The organism is Pseudomonas sp. WC2401 (assembly GCF_041200115.1).
GTDB classification, from domain to species: Bacteria; Pseudomonadota; Gammaproteobacteria; order Pseudomonadales; family Pseudomonadaceae; genus Aquipseudomonas; species Aquipseudomonas fragi.
Map to the genome: position 1 here is coordinate 1,175,001 of NZ_CP165623.1, position 16,897 is coordinate 1,191,897.

11 protein-coding genes, 4 tRNA genes and 2 rRNA genes (1 of these 17 running past the window's edge) are annotated in these 16,897 nt (G+C 54.6%); all 17 read left to right on the plus strand.

Features of this window, described 5'->3' with window-relative positions; all coding sequences use genetic code 11:
• Positions 1-1,627, plus strand: a 23S ribosomal RNA gene (locus AB3G35_RS05280); it begins 1,267 nt to the left of the window's first position.
• Positions 1,628-1,774: 147 nt separating this feature from the next.
• A 5S ribosomal RNA gene (gene rrf, locus AB3G35_RS05285) occupies positions 1,775-1,890 on the plus strand.
• Between the two features lie 188 nt (positions 1,891-2,078).
• Positions 2,079-3,026 (plus strand): bifunctional biotin--[acetyl-CoA-carboxylase] ligase/biotin operon repressor BirA, encoded by a 948-nt coding sequence (gene birA / locus AB3G35_RS05290; RefSeq protein ID WP_088378837.1) that lies wholly within the window; start codon positions 2,079-2,081, stop codon positions 3,024-3,026.
• On the plus strand, positions 3,016-3,759 hold the full coding sequence (locus tag AB3G35_RS05295; RefSeq protein WP_134049137.1) for a pantothenate kinase: 744 nt from the start codon (positions 3,016-3,018) through the stop codon (positions 3,757-3,759). Before birA ends, AB3G35_RS05295 begins: the two co-directional genes overlap by 11 nt.
• 7 nt (positions 3,760-3,766) lie before the next feature.
• On the plus strand, positions 3,767-4,243 hold the full coding sequence (locus AB3G35_RS05300; protein WP_086795745.1) for a hypothetical protein: 477 nt from the start codon (positions 3,767-3,769) through the stop codon (positions 4,241-4,243).
• 110 nt (positions 4,244-4,353) lie between these two features.
• A tRNA-Tyr gene (locus AB3G35_RS05305) sits at positions 4,354-4,438 on the plus strand.
• Between the two features lie 25 nt (positions 4,439-4,463).
• Positions 4,464-4,537, plus strand: a tRNA-Gly gene (locus AB3G35_RS05310).
• A 26-nt stretch (positions 4,538-4,563) separates the two neighbouring features.
• Positions 4,564-4,639 (plus strand) — tRNA-Thr (locus AB3G35_RS05315).
• Between the two features lie 245 nt (positions 4,640-4,884).
• Positions 4,885-4,960 (plus strand) — tRNA-Trp (locus tag AB3G35_RS05320).
• Between the two features lie 46 nt (positions 4,961-5,006).
• Entirely contained in the window at positions 5,007-5,375 is a 369-nt protein-coding gene (gene secE, locus AB3G35_RS05325) for a preprotein translocase subunit SecE (RefSeq protein WP_016779165.1), read from the plus strand.
• A 9-nt stretch (positions 5,376-5,384) separates the two neighbouring features.
• Positions 5,385-5,918 carry a transcription termination/antitermination protein NusG gene (gene nusG, locus AB3G35_RS05330; RefSeq protein ID WP_003444397.1) on the plus strand — a complete coding sequence of 178 codons (534 nt, stop codon included), beginning with the start codon at positions 5,385-5,387 and terminating at the stop codon, positions 5,916-5,918.
• Positions 5,919-6,034: 116 nt separating this feature from the next.
• Positions 6,035-6,466, plus strand: coding sequence for a 50S ribosomal protein L11 (gene rplK / locus AB3G35_RS05335; protein ID WP_008008888.1), 432 nt, complete (start codon positions 6,035-6,037; stop codon positions 6,464-6,466).
• Positions 6,466-7,161 carry a 50S ribosomal protein L1 gene (rplA, locus tag AB3G35_RS05340; RefSeq protein WP_016779167.1) on the plus strand — a complete coding sequence of 232 codons (696 nt, stop codon included), beginning with the start codon at positions 6,466-6,468 and terminating at the stop codon, positions 7,159-7,161. Before rplK ends, rplA begins: the two co-directional genes overlap by 1 nt.
• Before the next feature lie 197 nt (positions 7,162-7,358).
• Positions 7,359-7,859 (plus strand): 50S ribosomal protein L10, encoded by a 501-nt coding sequence (rplJ, locus tag AB3G35_RS05345; protein ID WP_016779168.1) that lies wholly within the window; start codon positions 7,359-7,361, stop codon positions 7,857-7,859.
• An 80-nt stretch (positions 7,860-7,939) separates the two neighbouring features.
• Entirely contained in the window at positions 7,940-8,305 is a 366-nt protein-coding gene (gene rplL, locus AB3G35_RS05350; RefSeq protein WP_016779169.1) for a 50S ribosomal protein L7/L12, read from the plus strand.
• Positions 8,306-8,524: 219 nt separating this feature from the next.
• The gene (rpoB, locus tag AB3G35_RS05355) at positions 8,525-12,598 is read left to right on the plus strand and encodes a DNA-directed RNA polymerase subunit beta (RefSeq protein ID WP_016779170.1); all 4,074 of its coding nucleotides are present in this window, start codon (positions 8,525-8,527) and stop codon (positions 12,596-12,598) included.
• A 64-nt stretch (positions 12,599-12,662) separates the two neighbouring features.
• Positions 12,663-16,862 carry a DNA-directed RNA polymerase subunit beta' gene (rpoC, locus tag AB3G35_RS05360; RefSeq protein WP_016779171.1) on the plus strand — a complete coding sequence of 1,400 codons (4,200 nt, stop codon included), beginning with the start codon at positions 12,663-12,665 and terminating at the stop codon, positions 16,860-16,862.
• The last annotated feature ends 35 nt before the right edge of the window (positions 16,863-16,897 follow it).

Below are 16,897 nucleotides of genomic sequence, written 5' to 3' on the forward strand. Positions count from 1 at the left end.
GGTGTGAAAAACACCCACGCCGAAAGACCAAGGTTTCCTGCGCAACGTTAATCGACGCAGGGTTAGTCGGTCCCTAAGGCGAGGCTGAAAAGCGTAGTCGATGGAAAACAGGTTAATATTCCTGTACTTCTGGTTATTGCGATGGAGGGACGGAGAAGGCTAGGCCAGCTTGGCGTTGGTTGTCCAAGTTTAAGGTGGTAGGCTGGAATCTTAGGTAAATCCGGGATTCTAAGGCCGAGAGCTGATGACGAGTGTTCTTTTAGAACACGAAGTGGTTGATGCCATGCTTCCAAGAAAAGCTTCTAAGCTTCAGGTAACCAGGAACCGTACCCCAAACCGACACAGGTGGTTGGGTAGAGAATACCAAGGCGCTTGAGAGAACTCGGGTGAAGGAACTAGGCAAAATGGCACCGTAACTTCGGGAGAAGGTGCGCCGGTGGAGGTGAAGCATTTACTGCGTAAGCCCCTGCCGGTCGAAGATACCAGGCCGCTGCGACTGTTTATTAAAAACACAGCACTCTGCAAACACGAAAGTGGACGTATAGGGTGTGACGCCTGCCCGGTGCCGGAAGGTTAATTGATGGGGTTAGCTAACGCGAAGCTCTTGATCGAAGCCCCGGTAAACGGCGGCCGTAACTATAACGGTCCTAAGGTAGCGAAATTCCTTGTCGGGTAAGTTCCGACCTGCACGAATGGCGTAACGATGGCGGCGCTGTCTCCACCCGAGACTCAGTGAAATTGAAATCGCTGTGAAGATGCAGTGTATCCGCGGCTAGACGGAAAGACCCCGTGAACCTTTACTATAGCTTTGCACTGGACTTTGAATTTGCTTGTGTAGGATAGGTGGGAGGCTTTGAAGCGTGAACGCCAGTTTGCGTGGAGCCAACCTTGAAATACCACCCTGGCAACTTTGAGGTTCTAACTCAGGTCCGTTATCCGGATCGAGGACAGTGTATGGTGGGTAGTTTGACTGGGGCGGTCTCCTCCTAAAGAGTAACGGAGGAGTACGAAGGTGCGCTCAGACCGGTCGGAAATCGGTCGTAGAGTATAAAGGCAAAAGCGCGCTTGACTGCGAGACAGACACGTCGAGCAGGTACGAAAGTAGGTCTTAGTGATCCGGTGGTTCTGTATGGAAGGGCCATCGCTCAACGGATAAAAGGTACTCCGGGGATAACAGGCTGATACCGCCCAAGAGTTCATATCGACGGCGGTGTTTGGCACCTCGATGTCGGCTCATCACATCCTGGGGCTGAAGCCGGTCCCAAGGGTATGGCTGTTCGCCATTTAAAGTGGTACGCGAGCTGGGTTTAGAACGTCGTGAGACAGTTCGGTCCCTATCTGCCGTGGACGTTTGAGATTTGAGAGGGGCTGCTCCTAGTACGAGAGGACCGGAGTGGACGAACCTCTGGTGTTCCGGTTGTCACGCCAGTGGCATTGCCGGGTAGCTATGTTCGGGAAAGATAACCGCTGAAAGCATCTAAGCGGGAAACTTGCCTCAAGATGAGATCTCACTGGAACCTTGAGTTCCCTAAAGGGCCGTCGAAGACTACGACGTTGATAGGTTGGGTGTGTAAGCGCTGTGAGGCGTTGAGCTAACCAATACTAATTGCCCGTGAGGCTTGACCATATAACACCCAAGCAATTTGCTTAGAGCGAATTGCGGTGTGTGAAGACGATACAAACCGAAAGTTTGCGGTTCACAAAACACCAAATCTATTACATACCCATTCGCTGGAGCGTGCGCCGTAAGGCAAACGACCTGGCTACCGAATTTCTTGACGACCATAGAGCATTGGAACCACCTGATCCCATCCCGAACTCAGTAGTGAAACGATGCATCGCCGATGGTAGTGTGGGGTTTCCCCATGTGAGAGTAGGTCATCGTCAAGATTAAATTCCAAACCCCCTGTCTGCTAACGCAGACAGGGGGTTTGTTTTTGTGCGTAGAAAATTTGGGGCAGCGGCCCTTTCTTGTTAACGTCATTGAGTGCGCGTTCTGGCTTGTGGTGACTCGGGGTTTCTATGCAATGGCTCCGCTCATGGCTATTATGCGTGCCTCATTGTGAGGCGATACTTGCATGCTGACGTTGTTGAAACTCCTCAAAGATGGTCGATTCCATTCAGGGCAAGCGCTTGGCGCAGCACTTGGCGTTAGTCGCAGTGCTGTGTGGAAGCAGCTGCAGCACCTGGAAGCGGATCTGAACCTGTCGATTCATAAAGTTCGTGGTCGTGGCTATCAGTTGGCTACACCGCTTGAGCTTCTTGAGCAGGAGCAGTTGGACTCCAGTCCCTGGCCTGTCTTGATTCATCATTCACTCGATTCCACCAATGCCGAGGCATTGCGCGCGATTGACCGTGGGGCTGCGGCGCCGTTTGTGGTCACGGCGGAGCGGCAAACGGCCGGTCGTGGACGCAGAGGCCGCAAATGGGTCAGCCCATTCGCAGAAAATATCTACTACAGCCTGGTCCTGCGCATGGACGGGGGGATGCGTCAGCTTGAGGGGCTTAGCCTTGTGGTTGGCCTGGCAGTGTTGAGCGCGCTTCGGGGTGTCGGTATCACCGATGCAGGCCTCAAATGGCCGAATGACGTGCTGGTGGGCAACAAGAAAATTGCCGGCATCTTGCTTGAGCTGGTCGGGGACCCGGCGGATGTATGCCATGTGGTGCTGGGTATCGGCATTAACGTCAATATGCGCCTGGCCAGCGAGGTCGATCAGGCCTGGACCTCGGTATATCTTGAGTCAGGTCATCTGGTAAACCGCAATGCACTGATTGCCAGGCTCAACGATAGCCTGCTTGAGTATCTCAAACGCCATGCTACCGAGGGTTTCTCGGCGATACAGGCGCAGTGGGAGCAAAATCATTTGTGGCAGGGGCGTGAAGTATCCCTGATAGCTGGCGTGCATCAGGTAGATGGCACTGTCCTGGGGATTGATCAGCAGGGCGCACTGCGCATGAGAGTCAATGGTGAAGAAAAAGTGTATAGCGGTGGTGAGCTTAGCTTGAGGTTGCGCCATGATTCTTGAGATGGACTGTGGCAACAGTTTTATAAAGTGGCGCGCCCTTGAGGCTGGAGTGGCTGTAGGTGGGGGTGTGGTCGACTCTGATGCCGCACTGCTGGCCGCGGTATTGGCTATTCCGGAGTTGAACATAACCCACTGCCGTTTGGTGAGTGTGCGCAGCGATGATGAGACATCGAGCCTGGTCGCCTCCATCATCACGACCTTCGGGGTTGTCGCGCAGTGCGCACAACCTGCAAGAAGTGTGGCAGGTGTCAGCAACGGTTATGAAGAATTTGCCCGTTTGGGGCTCGATCGTTGGCTCGCAGTCGTTGGCGCTTTTGAACTGGCGAAGAATGCGTGCCTGGTGCTGGATTTCGGCACGGCGGTAACGGCGGATTTCGTTGCGGCTGATGGTCAGCACCTGGGCGGGTTTATTTGCCCGGGCATGCCCTTGATGCGCGATCAGTTGCGTACCCATACCCGGCGTATCAGGTATGACGACCTGTCTGCCGAGCAGGCGTTGCTCCAGCGTAAACCTGGGCGAACGACAGTCGAGGCGGTGGAGCGCGGCTGCTTGCTGATGATGCGGGGCTTTGTGCTGACCCAGCTGGAATTGGCGCGCGAGTACTGGGGGGAGGATTTTGAGGTTTTCCTGACCGGAGGTGACGCAAGCCTGGTGAGGGATATGGTTCCAGACGCTCGCGTGGTGCAAGACCTGGTATTTGTCGGTTTGGCGGTAGTGTGTCCCCTTCCTTGAGGTTTCTATGCGTTGGCTGTTTCTGCTGCTGGTTGTTCTGAATGTCTTTTATTACATATGGCATCAGCAAGAGGCGCCGCTGAGGGCCAAAGAAGTGGTTTCCTTGTCTTTGTACAAGGGCAGTCACCAGGGTATACGCCTGCTTAGCGAGGCGCGACCTGCTGCTGGTGAGGTTACAGCCCCTGTTGTTCAGGAGCAGGGTGCGCAATGCCTGTTGCTCGCCAATTTACCGACTGAAGAACAGCTGCACAGCCTGCAGCGCAGGTTATCTGATATGGGGGTGCAGTCTGTGCAAGTTGAAGCGCAGCAGCCTGAAATGCCGGGCTACGCCCTCAGGATTGGCCCGCAAGCCACTCCTGCGGCGAGTGAAATGCTTTTGCAGAACCTTGTTAATGAATTCAATGGCTTAAAATACAAAAAAATGCGCTGTGAGGGCTTGCAGGTACCCGATAGTTTGCATAGAATGGCGCCCGCTCCACAGTGAACGCCAAACAGGCTACTAGGTGTGAAGCGAGTCAAGTTGCTAACTTCCTGATTTAATTGAAGAAAGTGGTTGACATCAGGTTAGAATGATGTAGAATTCTAGCCAGCTCAGGAGGGGTTCCCGAGCGGCCAAAGGGATCAGACTGTAAATCTGACGTCTACGACTTCGAAGGTTCGAATCCTTCCCCCTCCACCATATTCAAGCTAGAGCAGCAAGATTTGCGGGTGTAGTTTAGTGGTAGAACCTTAGCCTTCCAAGCTAATGATGCGGGTTCGATTCCCGCCACCCGCTCCAGTCTAGCTGTTTTCGCAACGTGTTTTGCTCTTGTAGCTCAGTTGGTAGAGCACACCCTTGGTAAGGGTGAGGTCAGCGGTTCAAATCCGCTCAAGAGCTCCATATAACAAGGCAGATATGAAAATATCTGCCTTTGTTTTAACAGGCTTAATAGCTTGTCTGGGGTGTTTGCTGGTGGTGCCGATTCTGGTGCTGCTGCTCCGGTTCGTAATTGCTGTCGTGGGTCGCTTGCATACAGCTTCCTGCAGTGTTGATTGATCTGTTTTTGGGTTGTCGGCAAAAGTAATTGCATTGATGGTTGAAAAGTCTCTCTCGGGTCGGCATAATCGGCGGCTCGATAATGTTTTAGGTCAGTAGCTCAATTGGCAGAGCGACGGTCTCCAAAACCGTAGGTTGGGGGTTCGATTCCCTCCTGACCTGCCAGATTCGCCTCACTGCGTCTGGCTTTCTTTTCACAGGATCCTCTTAGATGACTCCCAAGGCTGAAGTTCAAGGCTCTCGCTTCGATCTCCTCAAGTGGCTTGTAGTGGTTGCTCTTGTGGTGGTTGGCGTTGTTGGGAATCAGTATTATTCTGGTTCGCCGATCCTGTATCGCGTCATTGCACTTCTTGTGATTGCTGCTGTTGCTGCCTATGTGGGCTTGCAGACGGCAAAAGGCAAGTCGTTCGCTGTCCTGGTAAAGGAAGCTCGTACTGAGATTCGTAAAGTCGTATGGCCAACTCGCCAAGAAACTACGCAGACCACGTTGATCGTGGTGGCTGTTGTTCTTGTTATGGCGTTGCTGTTGTGGGGTTTAGATTCCCTGCTCGGCTGGCTCGTTTCCTTGATTGTTGGCTAAGGGTGTCCCGTGGCTAAGCGTTGGTACGTAGTGCATGCTTATTCGGGTTACGAAAAGCATGTTATGCGCTCTCTGATAGAGCGTATTAAGCTGGCAGGCATGGAAGAAGGCTTCGGCGAAATTCTGGTTCCCACTGAAGAAGTGGTTGAAATGCGTAATGGCCAGAAACGCAAAAGCGAACGCAAATTCTTCCCTGGTTATGTGCTGGTTCAAATGGACATGAGCGAAGGGACTTGGCACTTGGTCAAGGACACTCCGCGCGTCATGGGCTTCATTGGTGGTACTGCTGATAAACCGGCACCGATCACTGATAAAGAAGCAGAAGCAATTCTGCGTCGCGTAGCCGATGGCAGCGACAAGCCCAAGCCGAAAACACTGTTCGAGCCGGGCGAAGTTGTCCGTGTTACCGACGGTCCGTTTGCCGACTTTAACGGCACGGTTGAAGAAGTTAACTACGAAAAGAGCCGCATTCAAGTGGCGGTGCTCATTTTCGGTCGCTCTACTCCGGTAGAGCTAGAGTTTAGCCAGGTCGAAAAGGTCTAGTTAAACACGAATCCCAACCCCATGGCTTCGGCTGTGGGGTTTTGTCGTCACTGGGATAAACGCGCAAGTAACCGGGGAGCCTCTTTAGGCGATTGAACCCGTAATTGGAGTGCCTCATGGCTAAGAAGATTACCGCTTACATCAAGCTGCAAGTGAAGGCCGCTCAGGCCAACCCAAGCCCACCTGTTGGCCCGGCTCTGGGTCAGCACGGCGTGAACATCATGGAATTCTGCAAAGCTTTCAACGCCCGTACTCAGGGTATTGAGCCAGGCCTGCCGACTCCAGTGATCATCACTGTATACAGCGACCGTAGCTTCACGTTCGAAACCAAGTCGACCCCTGCTTCGGTTCTGCTGAAGAAGGCTGCTGGTCTGACTAGCGGTTCCGCTCGTCCAAACACCGTTAAGGTTGGCACTGTAACTCGTGCTCAGCTGGAAGAAATCGCGAAAACCAAAAACGCGGATCTGACTGCAGCTGATATGGAAGCAGCCGTGCGTACTATCGCCGGTTCTGCTCGTAGCATGGGCCTTAACGTGGAGGGTGTGTAATGGCTAAGCTGACCAAGCGTCAAAAGGCAATCGCCGGTAAAATCGAAGCTGGCAAGTCTTACAATTTTGTAGACGCTGCTGCTTTGCTGGCTGAGCTGTCGACTGTAAAATTCAGCGAGTCGTTTGACATCGCCGTTAACCTGGGCGTAGACCCACGTAAATCTGACCAGGTTGTTCGTAGCGCTACTGTGCTGCCACACGGCACTGGCAAGACTGTACGTGTAGCTGTGTTCACTCAGGGTCCAGCTGCTGAAGCTGCTCTGGCTGCCGGCGCTGATCGCGTTGGTATGGACGACCTGGCTGCCGAAATGAAAGGCGGCGACCTGAACTACGACGTAGTTATTGCATCCCCGGACGCAATGCGTGTTGTTGGTCAGTTGGGTCAGATCCTGGGCCCACGCGGCCTGATGCCTAACCCTAAGGTTGGTACTGTAACTCCAGACGTAGCCACCGCTGTTAAGAACGCGAAGGCTGGTCAGGTTCGTTATCGCACCGACAAAAACGGTATCATCCACACTTCCGTTGGCAAGATCGGCTTCGACGCCGTTCAGCTGAAGGAAAACGTTGAAGCCCTGATCGCTGATCTGAAGCGTATCAAGCCAGCTTCTTCGAAAGGTATTTATGTTAAGCGCGTAACCCTGAGCACCACTATGGGCCCGGGCCTGGTCATCGACCAGGGTTCCCTGGACGCGTAAGACAACATTGGCGCAGTCAAATGCGCCAATTGAAAGATTGGGGTCCCTGCCTGGCGGGGGCTATCCAAGACCGTAGGCGACGCAAGTCTTAAACCTCAAGCCTACGCAGATGGTGCTCCCGGTTCCTTACCGAATCAGACACCAAAACGACATCGGGCCTCGGCCAGATGAAACGGTAACAAGCAGGAGTTAAACCCGTGGCAATTAAACTCGAAGACAAGAAGGCCATCGTCGCTGAAGTCAACGAGGCTGCCAAAGTTGCCCTGTCCGCTGTTGTGGCTGATGCCCGCGGTGTGACAGTAGGCGCTATGACCGGACTCCGTAAAGAGGCTCGTGAAGCTGGCGTTTACGTACGTGTTGTACGTAACACCCTGCTCAAGCGCGCTGTTGCTGACACTGAATACAGTGTTCTCAACGACGTGTTCACTGGCCCGACCTTGATTGCTTTCTCGCAAGAACATCCGGGCGCTGCTGCTCGTATCTTCAAAGAGTTCGCAAAAGGTCAGGATAAGTTCGAGATCAAGGCAGCTGCGTTCGAGGGCAAGTTCCTCGCAGCTAATCAGATCGACGTACTGGCAAGTCTGCCGACCCGTGACGAAGCAATTTCTCAGCTGATGAGCGTGATTCAAGGCGCTACCAGCAAATTGGCTCGTACTCTGGCGGCACTTCGCGACCAGAAAGAAGCTGCTGCAGCCTAAGGCTCGGCTACTCCTTTCAGCGTTTATTGTTTATTTCGATGGCCGCGTAGGCTGTCACCCCAATACAGGAATTTATAGTCATGTCTCTGACTAACGACCAAATCATCGAAGCAATCGGCGAAAAATCCGTTCTGGAAATCGTTGAACTGATCAAAGCAATGGAAGAGAAGTTCGGCGTTTCTGCTGCTGCTGCTTCTGCTGGTCCTGCTGCTGCCGCTGCTGTTGTTGAAGAGCAAACTGAATTCAACGTTATGCTGCTGGAAGCTGGCGAGAAGAAAGTTAACGTGATCAAGGCTGTTCGTGAACTGACTGGTCTGGGCTTGAAAGAAGCCAAGGCAGTAGTTGACGGCGCTCCAGCTATGGTCCTGGAAGCTGTTGCTAAAGAAGCAGCTGACAAAGCCAAGGCTACCTTGGAAGAAGCAGGCGCTAAAGTCGAGCTGAAGTAAGCATCGACCTTGCGTCTCCAGCCCAAGCGTTAAGCTGAGGCTGATGGCTGGTGGCTCTTGCCACCGGCCTTTTTCCGTTATTGGCAGCCGACTAGGTTGGTGCCTTTAACGTGCTGTAACCACCCTGTGCGGTGGAGCAAACCAAGGGGTTTGCACGATTTTCTGGCTGCTCCCGTCGGGAGAGGCCAAACAAGCAGGTGACCAAGCTGGGGAACGCTGATGGCTTACTCATATACTGAGAAAAAACGTATCCGCAAGGACTTTAGCAAGTTGCCGGACGTCATGGATGTGCCGTACCTTCTGGCAATCCAGCTGGATTCGTATCGTGAATTCTTGCAGGCGGGAGCGACTAAAGATCAGTTCCGCGACGTGGGCCTGCATGCGGCCTTCAAATCCGTTTTCCCGATCATCAGCTACTCCGGCAATGCTGCGCTGGAGTACGTCGGTTATCGCTTGGGCGAGCCGGCATTTGATGTCAAAGAATGCGTGTTGCGTGGCGTAACGTACGCCGTACCTTTGCGGGTAAAAGTTCGTTTGATCATTTTCGACAAAGAATCGTCGAACAAAGCGATCAAGGACATCAAAGAGCAAGAAGTCTACATGGGTGAAATCCCCCTGATGACTGAAAACGGTACCTTCGTAATCAACGGTACCGAGCGTGTAATTGTTTCCCAGCTGCACCGTTCCCCGGGCGTGTTCTTTGACCACGACCGCGGCAAGACGCACAGCTCCGGTAAGCTGCTTTATTCCGCGCGTATCATTCCTTACCGTGGTTCGTGGTTGGACTTCGAGTTCGACCCGAAAGACTGCGTGTTCGTGCGTATTGACCGTCGTCGCAAGCTGCCTGCATCGGTATTGCTGCGCGCGCTGGGTTATACCACTGAGCAAGTGCTGGACGCGTTCTACACCACCAACGTGTTCCACGTTCAAGGTGAAAGCATCAGCCTGGAGCTGGTTCCACAGCGTCTGCGCGGTGAAATCGCGGCCATCGACATTACCGATGACAAAGGCAAGGTGATTGTTGAGCAGGGTCGTCGTATCACTGCTCGTCATATCAACCAGCTGGAAAAAGCCGGTGTCAAAGAGCTCGTTATGCCTCTGGACTATGTCCTGGGTCGCACAACGGCCAAGGCTATCGTGCATCCGGCTACCGGCGAAATCATTGCTGAGTGCAACACCGAGCTGACCACTGAAATCCTGGCAAAAGTTGCCAAGGGTCAGGTTGTCCGTATCGAGACGTTGTACACCAACGATATCGACTGCGGTCCGTTCGTCTCCGACACGCTGAAGATCGATTCCACCAGCAACCAACTGGAAGCGCTGGTCGAAATCTATCGCATGATGCGTCCAGGCGAGCCGCCAACCAAAGACGCTGCCGAGACTCTGTTCAACAACCTGTTCTTCAGCCCTGAGCGCTATGACCTGTCTGCGGTCGGCCGGATGAAGTTCAACCGTCGTATCGGTCGTACCGAGATCGAAGGTTCGGGCGTGTTGTGCAAAGAAGACATCGTTGCCGTGCTGAAGACCCTGGTCGACATCCGTAACGGTAAAGGCATCGTCGATGACATCGACCACCTGGGTAACCGTCGTGTTCGCTGCGTAGGCGAAATGGCTGAAAACCAGTTCCGCGTTGGCCTGGTACGTGTTGAGCGTGCGGTCAAAGAGCGTCTGTCGATGGCTGAAAGCGAAGGCCTGATGCCGCAAGACCTGATCAACGCCAAGCCAGTGGCTGCGGCGGTGAAAGAGTTCTTCGGTTCGAGCCAGCTGTCCCAGTTCATGGACCAGAACAACCCGCTGTCCGAGATCACCCACAAGCGCCGTGTTTCTGCACTGGGCCCGGGCGGTCTGACGCGTGAGCGTGCCGGCTTTGAAGTTCGTGACGTACACCCGACTCACTACGGCCGTGTATGCCCGATTGAGACACCGGAAGGTCCGAACATTGGTCTGATCAACTCCCTGGCTGCCTATGCGCGCACCAACCAGTACGGCTTCCTCGAGAGCCCGTACCGTGTGGTGAAAGACGCACTGGTGACCGACGAGATCGTTTTCCTGTCCGCCATCGAAGAAGCTGATCACGTGATCGCTCAGGCTTCGGCCACGATGAACGACAAGAAAGTGCTGATCGACGAGCTGGTAGCTGTTCGTCACTTGAACGAATTCACCGTTAAGGCGCCGGAAGACGTCACCTTGATGGACGTTTCGCCGAAGCAGGTTGTTTCGGTTGCAGCGTCGCTGATCCCGTTCCTGGAACACGATGACGCCAACCGTGCGTTGATGGGTTCCAACATGCAGCGTCAAGCTGTACCGACCCTGCGCGCTGACAAGCCGCTGGTAGGTACCGGCATGGAGCGTAACGTAGCTCGTGACTCCGGCGTTTGCGTCGTGGCTCGTCGTGGCGGCGTGATCGACTCTGTTGATGCCAGCCGTATCGTTGTTCGCGTTGCTGATGATGAAGTTGAAACTGGCGAAGCCGGTGTCGACATCTACAACCTGACCAAATACACCCGCTCCAACCAGAACACTTGCATCAACCAGCGTCCGCTGGTTCGCAAGGGTGACCGTGTACAGCGCAGCGACATCATGGCTGACGGCCCGTCCACCGATATGGGTGAACTGGCGTTGGGTCAGAACATGCGCATCGCGTTCATGGCCTGGAACGGTTACAACTTCGAAGACTCCATCTGCCTGTCGGAACGAGTTGTTCAAGAAGATCGCTTTACCACGATCCACATCCAGGAACTGACCTGTGTGGCACGTGACACCAAGCTTGGGCCTGAAGAGATCACTGCAGACATCCCGAACGTGGGTGAAGCTGCACTGAACAAACTGGACGAAGCCGGTATCGTTTACGTAGGTGCTGAAGTTGGCGCTGGCGACATTCTGGTCGGTAAGGTCACTCCGAAAGGCGAGACCCAGCTGACTCCGGAAGAGAAGCTGTTGCGTGCAATCTTCGGTGAAAAAGCCAGCGACGTTAAAGACACTTCCCTGCGTGTACCTACCGGTACCAAAGGTACTGTTATCGACGTGCAGGTCTTCACCCGTGACGGCGTTGAGCGTGATGCTCGTGCACTGTCGATCGAGAAGACCCAGCTGGACGAGATCCGCAAGGATCTGAACGAAGAGTTCCGTATCGTTGAAGGCGCTACCTTCGAACGTCTGCGCTCTGCTCTGGTTGGCCGCATTGCCGAAGGCGGTGCCGGTCTGAAGAAAGGTCAGGAAATCACCAATGAAATCCTGGACGGTCTTGAGCATGGTCAGTGGTTCAAGCTGCGTATGGCTGAAGATGCTCTGAACGAGCAGCTTGAAAAAGCTCAGGCCTACATCATCGATCGCCGTCGTCTGCTGGACGACAAGTTCGAAGACAAGAAGCGCAAACTGCAGCAGGGCGATGACCTGGCTCCAGGCGTGCTGAAAATCGTCAAGGTTTACCTGGCAATCCGCCGTCGCATCCAGCCGGGTGACAAGATGGCTGGTCGTCACGGTAACAAAGGTGTGGTCTCCGTGATCATGCCGGTTGAAGACATGCCGTACGATGCCAATGGCACCCCGGTGGATGTGGTCCTCAACCCGTTGGGCGTACCTTCGCGTATGAACGTTGGTCAGATTCTCGAAACTCACCTGGGCCTCGCAGCCAAAGGTCTGGGCGAGAAGATCAACCTCATGATTGAAGAACAACGCAAGGTCGCTGACCTGCGCAAGTTCCTGCATGAGATCTACAACGAAATTGGCGGTCGTCAAGAAAGCCTGGATGACTTCTCCGATCAGGAAATCCTGGATCTGGCGAAGAACCTTCGCGGCGGTGTGCCAATGGCTACCCCGGTGTTCGACGGTGCCAAGGAAAGCGAAATCAAGGCAATGCTTCGTTTGGCAGACCTGCCAGACAGCGGCCAGATGGTGCTGACTGATGGCCGTACCGGCAACAAGTTCGAGCGTCCGGTTACCGTTGGCTACATGTACATGCTGAAGCTGAACCACTTGGTAGACGACAAGATGCACGCTCGTTCTACCGGTTCTTACAGCCTGGTTACCCAGCAGCCGCTGGGTGGTAAGGCACAGTTCGGTGGTCAGCGTTTCGGGGAGATGGAGGTCTGGGCGCTGGAAGCCTACGGCGCGGCATACACTCTGCAAGAAATGCTCACAGTGAAGTCGGACGATGTGAACGGTCGTACCAAGATGTACAAAAACATCGTGGACGGCGATCACCGTATGGAGCCGGGCATGCCCGAGTCCTTCAACGTGTTGATCAAAGAAATTCGTTCCCTCGGCATCGATATCGATCTGGAAACCGAATAACACGTGACGCGAATCGAGAGCGGGGCTGTATGGCCCGCTCTCTGCTCCGCCAGGAGGAAAGGCCTTGAAAGACCTACTGAATTTGCTGAAAAACCAGGGTCAAGTCGAAGAGTTCGACGCCATCCGTATTGGATTGGCATCGCCTGAGATGATCCGTTCGTGGTCGTTCGGTGAAGTTAAAAAACCGGAAACCATCAACTACCGTACGTTCAAGCCTGAGCGTGACGGCCTGTTCTGCGCCAAAATCTTTGGCCCGGTAAAGGATTACGAGTGCCTGTGCGGTAAGTACAAGCGCTTGAAGCACCGCGGTGTGATCTGTGAGAAGTGTGGCGTTGAAGTCGCACTGGCCAAGGTCCGTCGCGAGCGTATGGCTCACATTGAACTGGCATCGCCGGTTGCTCACATCTGGTTCCTGAAATCGCTGCCGTCCCGTATCGGCTTGCTGATGGACATGACCCTGCGTGATATCGAACGCGTTCTCTACTTCGAGAGCTATGTCGTTATCGATCCGGGCATGACCACTCTGGAAAAAGGTCAGCTGCTGAACGATGAGCAGTACTTCGAAGCGCTGGAAGAGTTCGGCGACGACTTTGATGCCCGCATGGGTGCTGAAGCTGTCCGTGAACTGCTGCACGCTATCGACCTGGAACACGAGATTGGTCGTCTGCGCGAAGAAATTCCGCAAACCAACTCCGAAACCAAGATCAAAAAACTGTCCAAGCGCCTGAAGTTGATGGAAGCCTTCCTGGGCTCCGGCAACCTCCCTGAGTGGATGGTACTGACCGTTCTGCCGGTTCTGCCGCCAGATCTGCGTCCTCTGGTACCGTTGGATGGCGGTCGTTTCGCGACTTCCGACCTCAACGACCTGTACCGTCGAGTGATCAACCGTAACAACCGCTTGAAGCGCCTGCTTGATCTGTCCGCTCCGGACATCATCGTGCGCAACGAAAAGCGTATGTTGCAAGAAGCGGTCGACGCCTTGCTCGACAACGGCCGTCGTGGTCGCGCTATCACCGGTTCCAACAAGCGTCCTCTGAAATCCCTGGCTGACATGATCAAGGGTAAGCAGGGTCGTTTCCGTCAGAACTTGCTCGGTAAGCGTGTTGACTACTCGGGTCGTTCGGTAATTACCGTAGGTCCGACCCTGCGTCTGCACCAGTGCGGTCTGCCGAAGAAAATGGCTCTCGAGCTGTTCAAGCCGTTCATTTTCGGCAAGCTGGAAATGCGTGGTCTCGCTACCACCATCAAAGCTGCCAAGAAGATGGTTGAGCGCGAGCTGCCGGAAGTGTGGGACGTTCTCGCTGAAGTTATCCGCGAACACCCAGTGCTTCTCAACCGTGCACCGACCCTTCACCGTCTGGGTATCCAGGCGTTTGAACCGGTACTGATCGAAGGTAAGGCTATCCAGCTGCACCCTCTGGTCTGTGCTGCGTACAACGCCGACTTCGACGGCGACCAAATGGCCGTGCACGTACCGCTGACGCTGGAAGCCCAGCTGGAAGCGCGTGCGTTGATGATGTCGACCAACAACATTCTGTCGCCAGCCAACGGTGAGCCAATCATCGTTCCGTCGCAGGACGTTGTATTGGGTCTGTACTACATGACGCGTGAAGCGATCAACGCCAAGGGCGAAGGTCGTGTATTCGCTGACTTGCAGGAAGTAGACCGCGTATTCCGTGCCGGCGAAGCCGCTCTGCACGCCAAGGTCAAGGTTCGTATCAACGAAACCGTTAACGACCGTGACGGCGGCAGCGTGACCAACACCCGTATCGTCGACACCACTGTCGGCCGTGCGCTGTTGTTCCAGGTTGTGCCAAAAGGCCTGTCGTACGACGTCGTCAACCTGCCAATGAAGAAAAAGGCGATCTCCAAGCTGATCAACCAGTGCTACCGCGTGGTTGGTTTGAAAGAGACCGTTATCTTCGCTGACCAGTTGATGTACACCGGTTTTGCTTACTCGACTATTTCCGGCGTTTCCATCGGTGTTAACGACTTCGTTATCCCGGATGAAAAAGCTCGCATCATCGCGGCTGCAACCGATGAAGTGAAAGAAATCGAAAGCCAGTACGCCTCCGGCCTGGTAACCCAGGGCGAGAAGTACAACAAAGTAATCGACCTTTGGTCGAAAGCTAACGATGAAGTGTCCAAGGCGATGATGTCCAACCTCTCGAAAGAGAAGGTTATCGACCGTCACGGCGTTGAGGTTGAGCAAGAGTCGTTCAACTCGATGTACATGATGGCCGACTCCGGCGCACGGGGTTCTGCTGCGCAGATCCGTCAGCTGGCCGGTATGCGTGGTCTGATGGCCAAGCCGGACGGTTCCATCATCGAAACGCCGATTACTGCGAACTTCCGTGAAGGTTTGAGCGTACTTCAGTACTTCATCTCGACTCACGGTGCTCGTAAGGGTCTGGCGGATACCGCCTTGAAGACAGCTAACTCCGGTTATCTGACTCGTCGTCTGGTAGACGTTGCGCAAGACCTGGTTGTGACTGAAGTCGACTGCGGCACCGAACACGGTCTGCTGATGACTCCGCACATCGAAGGCGGCGACGTAGTTGAGCCGTTGGGTGAGCGCGTACTGGGTCGAGTGATCGCCCGTGACGTATTCAAGCCAGGCACCGAGGAAGTTATCGTTCCTGCCGGTACTCTGGTTGACGAGAAGTGGGTTGAATTCATCGAGCTGAACAGCATCGACGAAGTAATCGTACGCTCGCCAATCAGCTGCGAAACCCGTTTCGGTATCTGCGCCAAGTGCTACGGCCGTGATCTGGCTCGTGGTCACCAGGTGAACATCGGTGAAGCTGTCGGCGTTATCGCTGCCCAGTCGATCGGTGAACCGGGTACACAGCTGACCATGCGTACGTTCCACATCGGTGGTGCGGCAAGCCGGACCTCCGCTGCTGACAGCGTTCAGGTGAAGAATGGCGGTACTGTCCGTCTGCACAACCTGAAGCACGTTGAGCGAGTGGATGGCTGCCTGGTAGCAGTATCGCGTTCCGGTGAGCTGGCCATCGCTGATGACTTCGGTCGTGAGCGTGAGCGTTACAAGCTGCCGTACGGCGCCGTGATTTCGGTTAAAGAAGGTGACAAGGTTGACGCTGGCTCGATCGTAGCCAAGTGGGATCCGCACACTCACCCAATCGTTACCGAAATGAAAGGTACCGTGACCTACGTGGGCATGGAAGAAGGCATCACGATCAAGCGTCAGACTGACGAATTGACCGGTATGACCAACATTGAAGTACTTGACGCCAAAGACCGTCCAGCTGCCGGCAAGGACATCCGTCCAGCCGTCAAGATGGTAGGTGTGGACGGCAAGGATCTGCTGTTGCCGGGTACCGACGTACCTGCTCAGTACTTCCTGCCAGCCAACGCCCTGGTCGGTGTAGCGGATGGTGCGGAAATCGCGATCGGTGACGTTATCGCTCGTATTCCGCAAGAAACTTCGAAAACTCGAGACATCACCGGTGGTCTGCCACGGGTTGCTGACTTGTTCGAAGCGCGTCGTCCGAAAGAGGCCTCGATTCTGGCTGAAGTCAGCGGCACCATCGCGTTCGGTAAAGAAACCAAAGGCAAGCGCCGTCTGGTTATTACCCCGAACGACGGTACTGATCCGTACGAAGAGCTGATTCCAAAGTGGCGTCACCTGAACGTCTTCGAAGGCGAGCAAGTGAACCGCGGCGAAGTTATCTCCGACGGTCCTAGCGATCCACACGACATCCTGCGTCTGCTGGGTGTGAGTGCGCTGGCCAAGTACATCGTTAACGAGATCCAGGACGTTTACCGTCTGCAAGGCGTAAAAATCAACGACAAGCACATCGAGACCATCTTGCGTCAGATGTTGCGTAAAGTTGAAATTGCCGAGTCTGGCGATTCCACCTTCATCAAGGGCGACCAGATGGAGTTGACGCAGGTACTGACCGAGAACGAGCGTCTGGGCAACGAAGACAAGTTCGTGTCCAAGTTCACTCGCGTCCTGCTGGGTATCACCAAGGCGTCGTTGTCGACTGAATCGTTCATCTCCGCGGCCTCTTTCCAAGAGACCACCCGCGTACTGACCGAAGCAGCGGTAACCGGCAAGCGCGATTACCTGCGCGGCCTGAAAGAAAACGTTGTCGTGGGTCGTCTGATCCCGGCAGGTACCGGTTTGGCATACCACAGCGAGCGCAAGCGCCGCCGTGAGGCTGACAAGCCGTTGCGCGTAAGCGCCAGTGAAGTGGAAGCTGCACTGACCGAAGCGCTGAACTCGAGCGGTAACTGAGTTCTGCGGTAGATGAAGGGTAGGCCCCGGCAGTT